This is a genomic window from Flavobacterium sp. CFS9, assembly GCF_041154745.1.
Lineage (GTDB): Bacteria > Bacteroidota > Bacteroidia > Flavobacteriales > Flavobacteriaceae > Flavobacterium.
The window spans coordinates 565,561-580,642 of the sequence record NZ_AP031573.1; the positions used below are offsets into that span (position 1 = coordinate 565,561).

General features: G+C 36.0%; 13 protein-coding genes. 9 read left to right on the forward strand and 4 right to left on the reverse strand.

Annotation, left to right across the window (positions count from 1 at the left end):
* From ACAM30_RS02280 to ACAM30_RS02295, 4 genes are all read left to right on the forward strand, one after another.
* Complete coding sequence (locus ACAM30_RS02280; protein ID WP_369617049.1) at positions 1-900, forward strand: hypothetical protein; 900 nt, start codon at positions 1-3, stop codon at positions 898-900.
* Between the two features lie 164 nt (positions 901-1,064).
* Positions 1,065-2,120, forward strand: a complete 1,056-nt coding sequence (locus ACAM30_RS02285) for a type I restriction endonuclease (protein ID WP_369617050.1) — start codon at positions 1,065-1,067, stop codon at positions 2,118-2,120.
* Positions 2,107-2,340 (forward strand): hypothetical protein, encoded by a 234-nt coding sequence (locus ACAM30_RS02290; RefSeq protein ID WP_369617051.1) that lies wholly within the window; start codon positions 2,107-2,109, stop codon positions 2,338-2,340. The genes ACAM30_RS02285 and ACAM30_RS02290 overlap by 14 nt, the downstream gene beginning before the upstream one ends.
* 215 nt (positions 2,341-2,555) lie before the next feature.
* Positions 2,556-3,908: a GH1 family beta-glucosidase gene (locus tag ACAM30_RS02295; RefSeq protein ID WP_369617052.1), complete on the forward strand. Its 1,353-nt coding sequence runs from the start codon at positions 2,556-2,558 to the stop codon at positions 3,906-3,908.
* A 313-nt stretch (positions 3,909-4,221) separates the two neighbouring features.
* On the opposite strand, the gene ACAM30_RS02300 is transcribed toward ACAM30_RS02295, so the two are convergent.
* The gene (locus ACAM30_RS02300) at positions 4,222-4,914 is read right to left on the reverse strand and encodes a hypothetical protein (protein ID WP_369617053.1); all 693 of its coding nucleotides are present in this window, start codon (positions 4,912-4,914) and stop codon (positions 4,222-4,224) included.
* 258 nt (positions 4,915-5,172) lie between these two features.
* Here ACAM30_RS02300 and ACAM30_RS02305 point away from each other — a divergent pair, with 258 nt between their 5' ends.
* Together ACAM30_RS02305 and ACAM30_RS02310 are read left to right on the forward strand one after the other, a co-directional pair.
* Complete coding sequence (locus tag ACAM30_RS02305; RefSeq protein ID WP_369617054.1) at positions 5,173-5,355, forward strand: hypothetical protein; 183 nt, start codon at positions 5,173-5,175, stop codon at positions 5,353-5,355.
* Positions 5,356-5,411: 56 nt separating this feature from the next.
* The gene (locus tag ACAM30_RS02310) at positions 5,412-7,121 is read left to right on the forward strand and encodes an ATP-binding protein (protein ID WP_369617055.1); all 1,710 of its coding nucleotides are present in this window, start codon (positions 5,412-5,414) and stop codon (positions 7,119-7,121) included.
* Positions 7,122-7,268: 147 nt separating this feature from the next.
* Here ACAM30_RS02310 and ACAM30_RS02315 read toward each other — a convergent pair whose 3' ends face one another.
* Positions 7,269-7,817 carry a 5'(3')-deoxyribonucleotidase gene (locus tag ACAM30_RS02315; protein WP_369617056.1) on the reverse strand — a complete coding sequence of 183 codons (549 nt, stop codon included), beginning with the start codon at positions 7,815-7,817 and terminating at the stop codon, positions 7,269-7,271.
* Positions 7,818-7,901: 84 nt separating this feature from the next.
* On the opposite strand from ACAM30_RS02315, the gene ACAM30_RS02320 reads away from it, so the two are divergent.
* From ACAM30_RS02320 to ACAM30_RS02330, 3 genes are all read left to right on the forward strand, one after another.
* Positions 7,902-8,651 (forward strand): DeoR/GlpR family DNA-binding transcription regulator, encoded by a 750-nt coding sequence (locus ACAM30_RS02320; RefSeq protein WP_369617057.1) that lies wholly within the window; start codon positions 7,902-7,904, stop codon positions 8,649-8,651.
* 170 nt (positions 8,652-8,821) lie between these two features.
* Positions 8,822-9,631, forward strand: coding sequence for a DUF6597 domain-containing transcriptional factor (locus ACAM30_RS02325; RefSeq protein ID WP_369617058.1), 810 nt, complete (start codon positions 8,822-8,824; stop codon positions 9,629-9,631).
* Positions 9,632-9,801: 170 nt separating this feature from the next.
* Positions 9,802-10,359, forward strand: a complete 558-nt coding sequence (locus ACAM30_RS02330; RefSeq protein WP_369617059.1) for a hypothetical protein — start codon at positions 9,802-9,804, stop codon at positions 10,357-10,359.
* Positions 10,360-10,454: 95 nt separating this feature from the next.
* Here ACAM30_RS02330 and ACAM30_RS02335 read toward each other — a convergent pair whose 3' ends face one another.
* Positions 10,455-11,903, reverse strand: coding sequence for a TolC family protein (locus ACAM30_RS02335; RefSeq protein WP_369617060.1), 1,449 nt, complete (start codon positions 11,901-11,903; stop codon positions 10,455-10,457).
* Positions 11,896-15,063: an efflux RND transporter permease subunit gene (locus ACAM30_RS02340; RefSeq protein ID WP_369617061.1), complete on the reverse strand. Its 3,168-nt coding sequence runs from the start codon at positions 15,061-15,063 to the stop codon at positions 11,896-11,898. Before ACAM30_RS02340 ends, ACAM30_RS02335 begins: the two co-directional genes overlap by 8 nt.
* Positions 15,064-15,082 lie beyond the last annotated feature (19 nt).

Sequence of the window (15,082 nt, forward strand, 5' to 3'; positions counted from 1 at the left end):
ATGAAAAGTAGTCTCAACTTAATTGCAATTTCATTATTGCTTATTTCGATTATCTCCTGCAAACAGGAATCTGATAAAATCGAAAAGGAAACCTCATCCAAAAATACCGTATCAGAAAACTATAATATCAGTATCCTTCTTGATTTATCAGACAGAATCAGTCTGGAGAAAAATCCAAATCCAACAATGGAATATTTTCAAAGAGATCTGGGGTATATAAAATCTGCTTCTGAAGCTTTTACACAACATTTAAAATCTAAAAGAATAAGGCAGATTGACGATAAAATGCAATTGTTTTTCAATCCCGAGCCTCTGGATCCTGAAATCAATACAACGGCTAAAAATTTGAGAATTGTTATGGATAAAAATAATGCTTCTAAAAACTTATTGAACTCCATAAATACAAATTATACAGCACAAACTTCTAAAATCTATAATTCTGCCATAAAAGACAATCATTTTATTGGCTCTGATATTTGGAACTTTTTTGACACCAAAGTAAAAGATCAATGTATCAAAAACGGATATAGAAACATATTAATTGTATTGACCGATGGCTATATGTATCATGAAAACACTGTAATAGCCGAAGGAAACAGAACCACTTATGTTACACCTGAATTCATCCGAAAAAACAAACTAAATACCAAAGACTGGAATAAAAAACTACACGAACAAGATTATGGTTTTATTAAAATAGCAGAAAGCTTGCCCAATCTCGAAATACTGGTTCTTGGTATTAATCCGGGTAAAAATAATCCATACGAAGAAAAAGTGATTAAAGCTTACTGGACAAAATGGTTCACAGAAATGAAAATAAACCGTTTTGAAATCAAGAATGCTGATTTGCCTTCCAACGTGGACCAAATCATTAAAAACTTTATTCTGAACAAATCATAAAGCAACAAAACTGAAACGTTTAAAGAGGAATTTTATCGTCCTCTTTTTTCTATTTACAAAAACTGCCAAATTCCTCTGAAATTTCAATGCCGATTATGGTTTTCCGTAAAATACCGGATCTGAATGGTTCTACATTTGAATATCTAATTTAAACTATTGAACCAATGGAAATTAATCTTCAACTCAAATCATTAGCAGACAAAATCACACAGCTTAAAAGCAAAATCGAAACCGAGGAATCTACCAAACATGCCTTTGTCCTGCCTTTCATTCATGCATTGGGATATGATGCATTTAATCCTCTGGAAGTTGTTCCGGAATTTACTGCTGACCTGGGCTTAAAAAAGGGAGAAAAAGTAGATTATGCCATCTTTCAAAATGGTGAACCTATTATAATTGTTGAATGCAAAAGCTGGAAAGAAAACTTAACGGTACACAACTCACAATTGTTCCGCTACTTTCATGTAACCAAAACCCGATTCGCTCTCTTAACTAATGGTATCAATTATCAGTTTTTTACTGATTTAGACGATCAGAATAAAATGGATGAGAAACCATTTCTGGAATTTGACATTACCAACCTCAAAGAAAACACGATCAACGAAATTTCAAAGTTTCATAAGGGCAGTTTTAATGTTGATAATATTATTAGCAATGCCAGTTCATTAAAATACATCAAGGAAATCAAAAAACAGATTAATGCTGAACTTGAAAATCCTTCTAACGATTTCACCAAACTTTTTGCCAGTAAAGTCTATACCGGAAGATTAACCGAAAAAGTAATGGATGAATTTAAAGATCTGGTTCAGAAATCCGTTAGTCAATATATTAACGAGAGAATAAATGATCGCTTAAATGCTGCACTGACCAAAGAAACAATCAAGCAACAGGAAGAACAGGCTGTTCCCCTTGAAGAAGAAAGTAAAATCTACACCAGCGAGGAAGAATTAGAAGGATACCGCATTATAGTTGCCATATTAAGACAAAAACTTCCGACAAGCCGAATCGTATATCGTGACACCCAGTCGTATTTCGGGATTTTATTAGACGATAACAATCGTAAACCGCTCTGCCGTCTTCATCTTAACGGAGGAAAAAAATACATTAGTCTTTTTAATGATCACAAAAATGAAACAAAAACCGCGATTTCATCAATCGACGACATTTACCAGTTTGGGAAGGAATTACTCGATACTGTCGGACTTTATGAAACCGAATAAAACTATTATTATGAAATACACTTTACTGTTCTTTATTGTACTATTAACTTCTTTTCATCCACTTGAAACCAAAGTATACATCTGTGGGCCGACAGGTGCCAAAAGATACCACTACAATGAAAACTGCCGTGGTCTGACTTCCTGTCGCAGTGAAATTTCCAAAGTTTCTATTAAACGGGCGCAGGGTCTTGGGCTCACCCTTTGCGGATGGGAAGATTGACCTCTGCAAGGCAATCAAAGATTGTTTAAACATTTGATAACAAATACTTTACAATTAAATCACATTAGTTTTATTAATTTGAATAAAACTAAAAGTTATGAAATTCTTTAATCTAAATTTTCTGGTTTCATTCAAAGAATGGCTTTTTTTAAGAGCGATGCAATCATCTTTCCTTCATTAAGAAGCAACAATTTAAAAAAGGAAAGCACAATTGAATGAATAAAGTTGAGACCTCATTTTTGCATAAAAACCAATTTGGAGATGATTTCTTGTGGGGTGTTTCAACCGCCGCTTTCCAAATTGAAGGCGCACATGATACCGACGGAAAAGGTCCTTCTATTTGGGATGTTTTTACTTCTCAGAAAGGAAAAATAAAAAACGGACATCATGCTTCAACTGCTTGTGATTTTTACAATTCGTATCAAAATGATATCGATTTAATTCGCGAGCTGAATATTCCGAACTTTCGATTTTCGATCAGCTGGCCCCGTATCATGCCTACCGGGGTTCCTCCAATAAATCAGGCCGGAATAGCCTATTATAACAAAATCATTGACGCACTGCTATTAGCCGGAATTGAACCCTGGATTACACTATACCATTGGGACTTACCTCATGATTTAGAATTAAAAGGCGGCTGGACCAATCGCGAATCGGTTAACTGGTTTTCAGCCTACGTTGAAGTTTGTGTTCAAAATTTCGGTGATCGGGTTAAAAACTGGATGGTAATCAATGAACCCTCGGTTTTTACAGGTGCGGGATATTTTTTGGGTATTCATGCTCCGGGAAAAAAAGGTATCACCAATTACCTGAAAGCCATGCACCATGTCACTATGGCTACAGCAGCCGGTGCCAAAATAATACAAAATCACATACCGGACGCCCACATTGGAACAACTTTCTCCTGTACACATATTGAACCAGCAACTCAGTCCGCAAAAGATATTGAAGCAGCTAAACGAGTAGACACTTTATTAAACAGAACTTTTATCGAACCTATTTTAGGGATGGGTTATCCTCAGGCCGATTTACCGGTATTAAAGAAACTTAATGCTTATATTATAGAAGATGACCTCCATAATTTGTCTTTCGACTTTGATTTTATAGGTCTGCAATGTTACACACGCGAAGTTGTTAAATCGTCTTTACTCATTCCGTATATCGGGGCCGAACTAATCAGTGCCGAAAAGAGAAATGTCATTTCAACCGATATGGGATGGGAAGTTTATCCTCCTGCTCTCTACAACGTCCTCAAGAAATTTAACGCGTACGACGGCATCAAAAAGATCATTATCACTGAAAATGGCGCCGCTTTTCCGGATACTTTAAAAAATGGAAAGGTATATGACATCAAACGCACACACTACATTCAGGATCATCTGGAGCAAATTCTGAAAGCCAAAAAAGACGGCCTCCAAGTTGACGGTTATTTTGTCTGGACGCTTACTGACAATTTTGAATGGGCCGAAGGTTACAACGCCCGTTTTGGATTGATACACGTAGATTTCGATACCCAACAAAGAACCATCAAACATTCGGGATTGTGGTTCAAAGATTTCTTGTCCTAAGATGTCTATGTAGAAAGTAATTTTCTCTCTCCTTCAATTGGCAAAATAAGACCCCATTTTATTGGCTCAAAAAGTAAAAAATACAACCACGAAATTGTATAAAATTTCTCTGTTAAAAAGCAAAAAAAACACCAAAAACCCTTGATTTTATTAGGTTTACTGGTGTTTTTTTCTTATCTTTATAGTATAAATAACAGCCAATATATGCCGAAAAACACACTCTTTACACGCCTAAATTATGTTTCAAAAAATTACTCTTTTTACTTCTCCCTGCATTTTATTTTTCAAAATGCTTCCCCACTTCATTTCAGAACTATTCCGTTTGATCTTTTTTCTTCACAAAGTATAAACGTGCAGAAGACACAAAAGCGACCGCCCCAACTGTAGCAGTAATTATTTTTCGCGGATAGATTTTCTTCACTATTTTTTTAGAAAGTACGTACTTAAAATTATAGAAACGATTTCCTTTTACAGGATAACTTTCCACGAGGTTGCCTTCTTCGATGATCTCGACCTCAGCTGCTGCATTAATTTCGACCACACTTATCATGTGTTTGACCTCATTAATTCGGTGCTTTTCGTTGTACTTTTTAAAAGGACGTGGCTGAAAATCTACCATAATGGCTGCCAGATTTATGGCATCAATATTTGATGGATCGGTCTCTCCTTTAAAAAAAGTTTCGATCGGTCTGAACTTGTCCTTTTGTTCGTTAAACTTATTTTTTCGTGTATGATCAAAATCCAAACACAATAAATTTCTGAAAACATTTAAATCGTCCTGGGTCGGATTATTTTCAAAAATAATCCAACACAAGTCGCGGAGTTTTGCGCGCGAAGGGTTGTACAAATAATCAAAGTATTCACCTTCTTTTTCGATCTCGTATTTACTCTTAATCGCTTTTTTATAATCTTCTAATGTCTGGCTATGCATGGTATTTTTTTGGGAATTTTCGGGAATTTTTGGGAATCTCAGGAAAACGAGGGAATTCTGGGAATCCCCTGCCATTAAAGGCTTTAAAGTGTCTTTTCTTTGCCATAGAAATTAGTTCAAGTTTTATCTGCAGATTAAAACAAAAATATAAAACTAGTTCAAATTAACAGTGTAAAAAAAACCGTAAGACCGATTTTATTCGGGAAGTATAAATAACGTCTTACAGTTCTACACATTGTACTTCCCAAAAAACCAATATTGGTATTGCCCTAACCAACCTCCGGACTATTTCCGGTCAGCAATACCCATGTCTAATTTCTAAATCTAAATAATATGAAAAAGCTAATAATTTTTATCGCTTTCACGATACTATTCACCATGTTCTCTTGTACTCCTGATGAATACGAAACTCCAACCAAACAAGAAAAAGAAAAAGCAATCATTCCTGCAAAGCCAACTTTTGCAGACGGGCCAGGTGATGACAAAAATCAACCACCACCTCCACCGGAAATTTAATAAATATATCTTTGTAGTATCTAATTAATTACTACTTTCGGGGAAAGTAAATTTATATGTTACGGTCCCCGTTTTTTTATTTTATTATCTTTTTTTTACTGTTTTCCTGTACAGAAAAAAAAACTATTAATATCAACATAGAATCTAAACGAAAAGAGGCACTTAGCACAAGAAATAAAGCAATTCAAAATTTCAATGAACAAAACTTTAATACTGCTTTTGACCAGTTTAACAAATCAAAACTCCTTTATGAAAATTTAAAAGACAGTGCCAATATTGGATACATACTTATTCAAATGGCGGCAATTCAACAAGTAAATGGAGACTACTATGGCAGTAAGGAAACAGTTACCGATGCATTACCATATGTAAAAAAAAAGAGTCTCTATATCGCAGCCATAAATAATACCCTAGGTATTGCAGATAAAGAACTCTCTCTTTATGATGACGCCATTCTTTACTACAAAGAGGCAGCTAAAGACTATAAAGATCCCGTTGAAAAACAAGCTCCTTTAAACAATATTGCATCCATCTATATCCAGCAAAAAAAATACGATGAAGCAATCAATCTTTTAGAATCTTTTTTAAGAAAAAAATTATTAAACGAAAAAGCCCAACCAACTAAGAAGCCCTTAATTTTAGATAACTTAGGTTATGCATATTTCAAAAAAGGAATAAATGAAAAAGGATTTCGTTTAATGAGCGAAGCTCTTCAAATAAGAAATAAAATTAAAGATACATATGGAAGCATCGAAAGTTATCTGCACCTTGCCGATTACTACGCTAAAAAAGACAATCAAAAATCTAATAAAAATGCCCTTGAGGCATATAATATAGCTACAAAACTTAACAGTGTTGATGAAAGATTAGAAGCACTCCAAATTTTAATCTCAAACGATCACAGCCCTAAAAAAGGTCAATACGTACAAAAATATTTCAAACTAAACGACAGTATCATTAAAGTTCGAAATAACTTCAAAAATAAGTTTGCCAAAATTAAATACGATGCTAAAGTAGAAAAAGATGAAAATGCCAAACTACGTTTAGAAAAAGCCGAAACTCAATTGTCGCTTCAGAGAGCTAAATATCTCAAAATTGTATCAGCAATTATTTTCTTTTTCTTAATCGTTCTAATTTTAATTGTAGTGCGTTACTATAAGAACAAGAACAGGGCAATCGAATTTAAAACTTCGTATATGACCGAAGCCCGCATCGCTAAAAAAATTCATGATGAGCTGGCAAACGATGTTTACAATGTCATTGCTTTTGCCGAGTCACAACCTTTATCTAAAGAAAACACCCGAGAGAATCTACTCCAGAAACTAGATGATATTTACGGACGTGTAAGAGGAATCTCCAGAGAAAATAACAAAATTGAGACCGGTGCAGATTTCACTTACAGCATTAAAGAAATGCTTTCGACTTACAAAACCAACGAAAGAAACATTATTGTCACCAATTTAGAAAGCATTAACTGGGAAACGGTTAACGATACTAAAAAGATCACCATTAGCCGAATTTTACAGGAATTAATGGTCAATATGAGAAAACACAGCAACGCCAGTATTGTTGGTGTGAAGTTTGAAAATCATGAGAAATCAATCGCTATCAACTATACTGATAACGGTAAAGGCTTTGACAAAACTACTATTGCAAAAAATGGTCTGCAAAACATGGAGCATCGTGTTCAGGCTGTTAAAGGAACTATTACTTTTGATACAGCACCGAATAAAGGATTTAAAGTAAACATATCCATGCCTAAATAAAACTCAAAATTGTAATTTGACCTGCAAATAACCGGTACATAAAAAAAGCCTTTCAAGATTACTCTCAAAAGGCTCTTTCCCTTCAAAAAACAGGTTAATAAAATACTAATCCTGTATACTATTTCTTCATTTTAGGGCAAATAAACCTTAGTTTAAATTAGACACAATATCTTTTTCCAAAACTTCAACGGCTTCTTTCCAGTTGTTTACTCGTAAATGATGCGTTTGATTAACATTATGAAATGCCGTAAACATGATCGGTTTTCCCATGCAATGATCTAAATTCTTTCTGTGATCATCAATCATATAATCGGTATTGATAATTCGCTTGCTGCCACATAAAATGATATTTTCCCATGTGATAAAAGGAAAATGCTCTGCCAGCCAGGCTACTTTTTCAGCCAGTGAAACCGGGAATTCTGTTGCAGCAGAAACAATAAATATTTCGAAATTTTCCTGTAATCGGCGTAAACTTTCAACTGCGTCGGGTATTACCGGAAGATTTCTGAAAAAATGATCTGCATTTAAAACGCTACGCAAAAGTACTCTATCCCTAAAAGCTTCTTCTTCGCTTAATCCCTGAATACTCTCTTTTGAAAGTGTAGCTCCACTCTCTTCGTTATAGTGTTTTATTAAATGTGCTTCAATGTCGGCGAGTACGCCATCCATGTCTATGGCAATAGTTTTCTTTTTCATCTTGATTAATTTTGCAACAAATTTACGCAAATATTGCAAAATATTGCAATATTAACTTATTTTTGCAATATAAATTTGCACGATATGAAAAAAGAGCAACGCCAAAAAGTAATTTTAGAATACCTGTCAAAAGAACATCGACTTACTTTACAAGAACTTAGCGTCTATTTGAATGTTTCTGAAGACACGATAAGACGCGATGTAAAAGAACTTTCAGATCAGGGATTATTAAAGGCTGTTCGCGGAGGCGCAGTTGCTCCCTCTCCAATTCCGCTGCATTTTAGAAACAGGGAGAAACACGACCTTGAAAACAAAAAGATAATAGCCGAAAAAGCAATCTCGTATCTAAAAGACGGACAGGTTGTTTTTATCGATGGCGGAACCACTTCTTTAGCTTTAGTCGCCAATTTTCCATATGATTTAAAGATAACGGTTATTACCAACAGTTTTCCCGTAGCGGCCCTAATCGAAGATTTACCCAATATCGAATTGATTTTTGCAGGAGGAAGAATGTGCAAAACTTCTTTTGCTACCGCCAGTATTGAGACGATTGATTTTTTCCGAAATTTCAGAGCTGACATTTGTATTCTCGGTCTTTGCAGTATTCATCACGAACGCGGTGTTACGGGGGTATTACACGATGATTCTCAAATAAAAAGAAACATGATTCAACACTCCAATTTTGTTATCGCTCTGGGCTCTATTGAAAAAGTAGGAACTGCCGAATCTTATTTTGTTTGTCCGATTAAAGATATTGACGTACTGGTGACCAATATTGATCCGAAGGATGAAACTTTAAAACCGTATCAAAATGCAGGAGTGATTCTTGTTTAAAAACTTTTGGTTTCACTATGTGTTATAATATCAGAATTGTAAAACTAAAAGTGCATCTTTATTTCTGCATCTTACTATAAAATTTGCCTTACTATTTTTCATAACTTTACAACTGTCAATAAATTAATCCTAAAAATACATTTACTAGTTGAGAATTAAACGTCAGTAAAATGCAATTCCAATATTTTTTGCCATCAGAAATTCTGAAGCCTTATATCAAACATTACTATATTTTTGAATCAGATTCGGATAAGGAATTTGAAGATACGGTATTTCCCAGTGGCGAAATGGAAATTATTTTCAATCTGGGCGATGGTATTTGGGAATCATTGGTTGACCAGACTTTCTACAAAACCCCAAAAATTGAATTATGGGGACAGATCACCAAACCTCTTGCTATAAAATCAAAGGGCAAACATACGATGTTAGGCATTCGGTTTTATACGCACACAGCAGCTTATTTTTTTAAGGATGAAATCGGAATATTCAACAATCAGATTTTCGATCTGGAGGATATCATTGGTAATCCCATAAAAAATTTACACGAGCAGTTATTAGAAACTTCCGATATTAAAAAAAGAATCGAACTGATCGAAACATTCCTGATTCAAAAAATCATAACAAACGATAAAAGATCGGATAAGATTGAAAAAGTAGCTCACATCTTATCCAGTTTGCTCAACGACCCGACCGAAAGCAATATCAACAGTATTTCAGTAAAATATGGTATAACGCCCCGCTATCTTCATAAACTAGTCTTTCAGCACACGGGACTCGCTCCAAAAGCATTCAACAAAATCAAACGCTTTCAACATAGCTTAAAGCTCATTCACGATACCGAACAGCCTTTTACTTCTATTGCTTATGATTCCGGTTATTTTGATCAGTCCCATTTTATAAGAGATTTTAAATCCTTCACAGGGACTACACCTACTTCCTATTTAGAGAATCAGTTCCCAATCAACCAATTAATTATCTAGAGATAATACGCCGCATTTATACAATTATTTCACAATACTACTCCTCAGTACCTTAGCCACTAAGAACCTTAGTCCCTTAATTAAAACTTCTGTTCCGATTTGTACAATTCAGACGTTTTTACTCTGACTATCTTTGACAAAAATAATAGTCAATCTAAAAACTTTTTAACATGAATTCTTATATTAGTACATCAGAATTGAATCCAAAATCAACTTTTTTCTTAGTACGTTTTTATAACGTATTTTTTAATCGAAATCTCATTTATCTGACATTCAAATTCATTGCAATTGTCCTATTGCTTTCTGGCTGTAATTCGTCTTCAAAAAATAAAATAGCCGATTTAAGCGAAGCTAAAAAAGCAATACAGGAAAGCAATGCCATTTATTTTGATTCTTTTAAAAACAATGATCCTGACATATTCATAGACCGATATGCTGATGATGCCTCTATTTTACTCCCAAATGCTCCGCAAATTTATGGAAAAGAAGGTGCTGCCAAATTTTTCAGAAAAGCCTACGATGAATATGGTTTAAGAGGCGGAAAGTTTATCACCACGGCTGTCTATGGTGATGGCGTAGAATATGTTACCGAAGAAGGTTTGTGGCAATCGTTAAACGCAAAAGGGGAATTAATGGATGATGGAAAATTTTTGGTTCTCTGGAAGAAAACTTCAAAAGGCTGGAAAATGTTCAGAGATTCGTTTAGCAGTAATCGTGAGGCTAAATAAATCAATAGCTTTCAAATTCCTTTTACCAGCAATTAAAAAAGCCTTTCAAGATTTAAAATCCTGAAAGGCTTTTGTCTACAAATTAAAAAGCAATATTATTTCCAACCTCCGCCTAAGTCTCTGTAAACATGGACTGCAGCATTCAATTGTTCTTTTTTAGTATCTACCAATTCCAGTTTTGCTTCTAATGCATCTCGTTGTGTCATTAAAACTTCAAAATAATCTACTCTGGCTGATTTGAACAAGTCGTTAGAGACGTCTATTGAAGTATTCAGAGCATCTACCTGTTGCGATTTAAGATCATAACCTTTTTGCAGGTTTTCGATTTTCGAAAGTTGGTTAGACACTTCTAAATAAGCGTTCAAAATGGTACGATCGTAATTGTACAAAGCCTGAAGCTGTCTCGCATTCGCGCTGGCGAATTCTGCTTTAATGGCATTTCTGTTAATTAAAGGCGCTGCCAAATCTCCGGCTAATGAATACAGAAGTGATTCCGGAAATGTTAACAAATAAGAAGGTTTAAAAGCCTGTACTCCTATCGCAGCCGAAATGTCCAATGAAGGATAGAATTCGGCACGTGCCACTTTTACATCTAATTTTGAAGCAACTAATTCTAGTTCGGCCTGTTTTACATCAGGACGATTTGCCAGTAATTGAGACGGAATTCCGGAACTCACTGCAGCCGGTAATAAGCTCAGGAAGTTGTTTGTATTGGTTCTTTTGATTTCCTGCGGATATCTTCCCAATAAAAAGTTGATTTTATTCTCTGTTTCTTTTATTTGCTGAAGAATTCCAAATTCCAAACTTTTTGAAGTTAAAACCTCTGCTTCAAACTTCTTCACTCCCAGTTCGGTCGCTCTTGCCGCCTGCTTCTGAATTTTTACAATTTCCAAAGCATTGCTCTGCAATTTGATGGTTTGTTTTACAATGTCCAATTGGGTATCCAAAGCCAGTAATTCATAATAAGAATCAGCTACTTCGGCAATAAGATTCGTAATTACAAAGTTCTTCCCTTCAACCGTCGCTAAATATCGATTTAAAGCTGCTTTTTTAGAATTGCGCAGTTTTTTCCAGATGTCTACTTCCCAGTTTGCATAAGCTGAAATCGTAAAATCACCCAACGGATCCGGTGTCTTTATACCCGGTTTAATGTCTGTATTGGCATCACCTGCACCCTGACTGGTGTAACGACCTACTTTCTCTACCCCTGCTCCGGCGCGAACACCAACGGTTGGTAATAGAAGTCCTTTTTTTACACGAATGTCATTTCTTGCAATTTCGATTTCCTGCAAAGTAATGTTTAATTCCTGATTGTTCTTAAGTGCAACATCAATTAACTCTACCAGATTCTGATCTTTAAAGTAATCTTTCCATGCTAATGTTGCCGTATTGTTGTTTGCATCCTGAACCTGAGTTGTTGTACCAAATGACTCAGGAACCGGCGTACTTGTTGTTGAAGTCTCAGGAGCAGGGGCTTTACACCCTGCAACCATGAGACATGCACTCAACGCAATGCTATATTGATATGATTTGAATTTATACATGATTGTTATCAATTTCTTCTGTTAATGGATTCTCTTCTTCATGTTTCACTAATTTGTATCTCTCTGCTATTTTTCCAAAGATGTAATACAAACCAGGAATCAAAAACACTCCGCAAATCGTTCCGATAAGCATACCTCCTGCCGCAGCAGTACCAATCGTACGGTTACCAATTTTTCCGGGGCCGGTAGCAAATGCAAGCGGTAATAAACCTGCAATAAAAGCAAACGAAGTCATCAGGATTGGACGAAACCTTGCTTTGGCTCCTTCCATTGCTGCTTCCAGAACTGATTTACCTGCGGCATGTCGCTGGATTGCAAACTCTACAATCAACACGGCATTTTTACCCAATAAACCGATAAGCATTACCATCGCTACCTGTGCATAAATGTTGTTCTCTAATCCCGTAAATTTCAGTAAAAGGAAAGCTCCAAAAATACCTGCCGGTAAAGAAAGAATTACAGATAATGGTAAAATGAAACTCTCGTATTGAGCTGCCAGAACCAGATACACGAATCCTAAACAGATCAGAAATACCCAGATTGCCTGGTTCCCCTGTGCCACCTCATCGGCAGAAATACCTGCCCAGTCGATGTCATATCCTCTGGGTAATTTTTTGGCGGCAACTTCCTGAACAATTTTAATTGCTGTACCTGAACTATAACCCGCTGCAGCAGATCCACTAATTTGGGTGGAAGTGTACATATTATGTCGGGTAATCTCAGAAAGTCCGTACACCTTTTCAAGTCTCATGAAAGCTGAATAAGGTACCATTTCATCGCGATTGTTTTTTACATACAATTTTAAGATATCATCCGGCTGCGCACGATATTCCGGAGAAGCCTGAACAATTACTTTGTAGTTAATTCCGAATTTAATAAAACTAATTTCGTAGTTACTTCCCACAAGAGTTGACAAAGTATTCATGGCGTTTTCGATAGAAACTCCTTTTTGCTGTGCTAAATCATTGTCGACTTTCATCATGTATTGAGGGAAACTCGAGCTGTAGAAACTAAACACGTTAGACAATTCCGGATGTTTGTTCAATTCAGCAACAAAGTCGTTATTAACCTGTTCCATTTTTTTGTAGTCTCCGGAACCTGTTTTGTCCAATAAACGAAGCTCAAATCCTCCGGCAGCACCATATCCAGGTACAGCGGGCGGTTGGAAAAATTCGATATTAGCTCCTGCAATATCTTTACACTTTTCCTCCATTTCATGCATGATCTCCAAAACAGATTCTTTTCGTTCGCTCCAGTCCTTAAGGTTAACCAAACAAGTTCCTGAGTTTGCTCCTGTACCTTCAGAAAGAATTTCGTAACCTGCCAAAGAAGAAACTGATTTTACTCCATCCATTCCTTCAGCAATTTTTTGAACTCGCTCTGCAATATTATTCGTTCTTTCTAATGAAGATCCCGGAGGTGTCTGAATTACAGCATAGAACATTCCCTGATCCTCATTCGGAATAAATCCGGAAGGAACTGTGCTGCTCACCAACCATGTTCCGGCACAAAATCCCAACAAAGCAATTATAGTAACGGCTCTTCTGTTTACGATTTTACCTAATACATTTTGATATTTCCCCTGAGCCAGATTAAACTTATTATTAAAACCATCTATAAAAACATTAATTGGTGTTTTCTTTTTAGGTAAGGCATGATTATTTTTCAACATCATGGCACAAAGCGCCGGTGTTAAGGTTAGCGCCACAATACCTGAAAGTATAATCGCTGTTGCCATAGTAACCGAGAACTGTCTGTAAAACACCCCAACAGGACCGGACATGAATGCCACCGGAATAAATACCGCCGCCATCAGGAATGTAATTGCTATAATTGCTCCTGCAATTTCATGCATCGCTTTTTTAGTCGCTTTAAAAGGCGACAGATGTTCTTCTTCCATCTTGGCGTGAACAGCTTCGATAACAACGATCGCATCATCGACGACGACCCCAATGGCCAATACTAAAGCGAACAAAGTAATTAAGTTCAATGAAATATCTAAGAAAGTCATGAACACGAAGGTTCCAATCAGCGATACCGGTACTGCAATTGCCGGAATAACTGTCGAACGCCAGTCTCCCAAGAAAAGAAATACCACTAGTCCTACCAAAATAAAAGCTTCCACCAGAGTGTGAATTACTTTCTCGATAGAGGCGTCCAAAAATTTAGAAACGTCATATGAAATTTCATAATCCATTCCTTTTGGAAATTTTTGCTTGATTTTTTCCAATTTCGCTTTTACTTCCTCAATAACCTGATTGGCATTACTTCCAAAAGATTGTTTCAATACAATCGCCGCAGAAGGCCTGCCATTTAAGTTCGAGTAAATATCATACATCGAACTTCCGAATTCAATATTCGCAATATCTTTTAAACGTAAAAGTTCTCCGTTAGCATTAGATTTTACCACAATATTCCCATATTGTTCTTTTGTGGTAAAACGTCCGGAATATTTCAATACATACTCAAATGCCTGAGAACGTTTACCGGAACTTTCACCTGTTTTACCTGGAGAAGCCTCCAAACTTTGACTTGACAATGCTTCCATTACCTCATCGGCAGAGATTTTGTAAGCCAGCATACGATCCGGTTTCAGCCAGATACGCATAGCATATTCACGAGTACCCAGGATATCTCCGGAACCAATACCATTTACCCTTTTCAATTCTGAAAGTACGTTGATATCAGCATAGTTGTACAAGAATTTCATGTCGGTATTTTTATCTGTACTGTAAAGATTCACGTACATTAACATACTCGGCACTTCTCGTGTAATTTTAATCCCCTCTCTAATAACCAAGGGAGGTAATTTATTGGTAACCGAAGCTACACGGTTCTGAACATTAACCGCGGCCTGATTGGGATCTGTTCCTAAGTTAAAAACTACTTTTATAGTCGCTTCCCCATCATTTCCGGCATCAGAAGACATGTATTTCATTCCCGGAACTCCATTTAAAGCTCTCTCTAAAGGAATAATAACCGCCTTGATCATCAATTCACCGTTGGATCCCGGATAATCTGCAGTAACATTCACCATTGGTGGTGAGATTGTAGGGAATTGCGTGATAGGTAAATTCAATACCGACAATACTCCTAAAAAGACAATTATAAGCGATATCACTATCGACAGTACAGGTCTTTGAATAAATTTATTAAACATTCTTACCGTTTTTTAATGA

Excerpts from the sequence above, each read along its gene's own strand:
- ACAM30_RS02325 (WP_369617058.1), top strand. The coding sequence starts at position 8,822 with ATGCAATTCCAATATTTTTTGCCATCAGAAATTCTGAAGCCTTATATC.
- ACAM30_RS02285 (WP_369617050.1), top strand. The coding sequence starts at position 1,065 with ATGGAAATTAATCTTCAACTCAAATCATTAGCAGACAAAATCACACAG.
- ACAM30_RS02330 (WP_369617059.1), top strand. The coding sequence starts at position 9,802 with ATGAATTCTTATATTAGTACATCAGAATTGAATCCAAAATCAACTTTT.
- ACAM30_RS02290 (WP_369617051.1), top strand. The coding sequence starts at position 2,107 with ATGAAACCGAATAAAACTATTATTATGAAATACACTTTACTGTTCTTT.
- ACAM30_RS02315 (WP_369617056.1), bottom strand. The coding sequence starts at position 7,817 with ATGAAAAAGAAAACTATTGCCATAGACATGGATGGCGTACTCGCCGAC.
- ACAM30_RS02295 (WP_369617052.1), top strand. The coding sequence starts at position 2,556 with ATGAATAAAGTTGAGACCTCATTTTTGCATAAAAACCAATTTGGAGAT.
- ACAM30_RS02340 (WP_369617061.1), bottom strand. The coding sequence starts at position 15,063 with ATGTTTAATAAATTTATTCAAAGACCTGTACTGTCGATAGTGATATCG.
- ACAM30_RS02335 (WP_369617060.1), bottom strand. The coding sequence starts at position 11,903 with ATGTATAAATTCAAATCATATCAATATAGCATTGCGTTGAGTGCATGT.
- ACAM30_RS02280 (WP_369617049.1), top strand. The coding sequence starts at position 1 with ATGAAAAGTAGTCTCAACTTAATTGCAATTTCATTATTGCTTATTTCG.
- ACAM30_RS02320 (WP_369617057.1), top strand. The coding sequence starts at position 7,902 with ATGAAAAAAGAGCAACGCCAAAAAGTAATTTTAGAATACCTGTCAAAA.
- ACAM30_RS02310 (WP_369617055.1), top strand. The coding sequence starts at position 5,412 with ATGTTACGGTCCCCGTTTTTTTATTTTATTATCTTTTTTTTACTGTTT.
- ACAM30_RS02305 (WP_369617054.1), top strand. The coding sequence starts at position 5,173 with ATGAAAAAGCTAATAATTTTTATCGCTTTCACGATACTATTCACCATG.
- ACAM30_RS02300 (WP_369617053.1), bottom strand. The coding sequence starts at position 4,914 with ATGGCAGGGGATTCCCAGAATTCCCTCGTTTTCCTGAGATTCCCAAAA.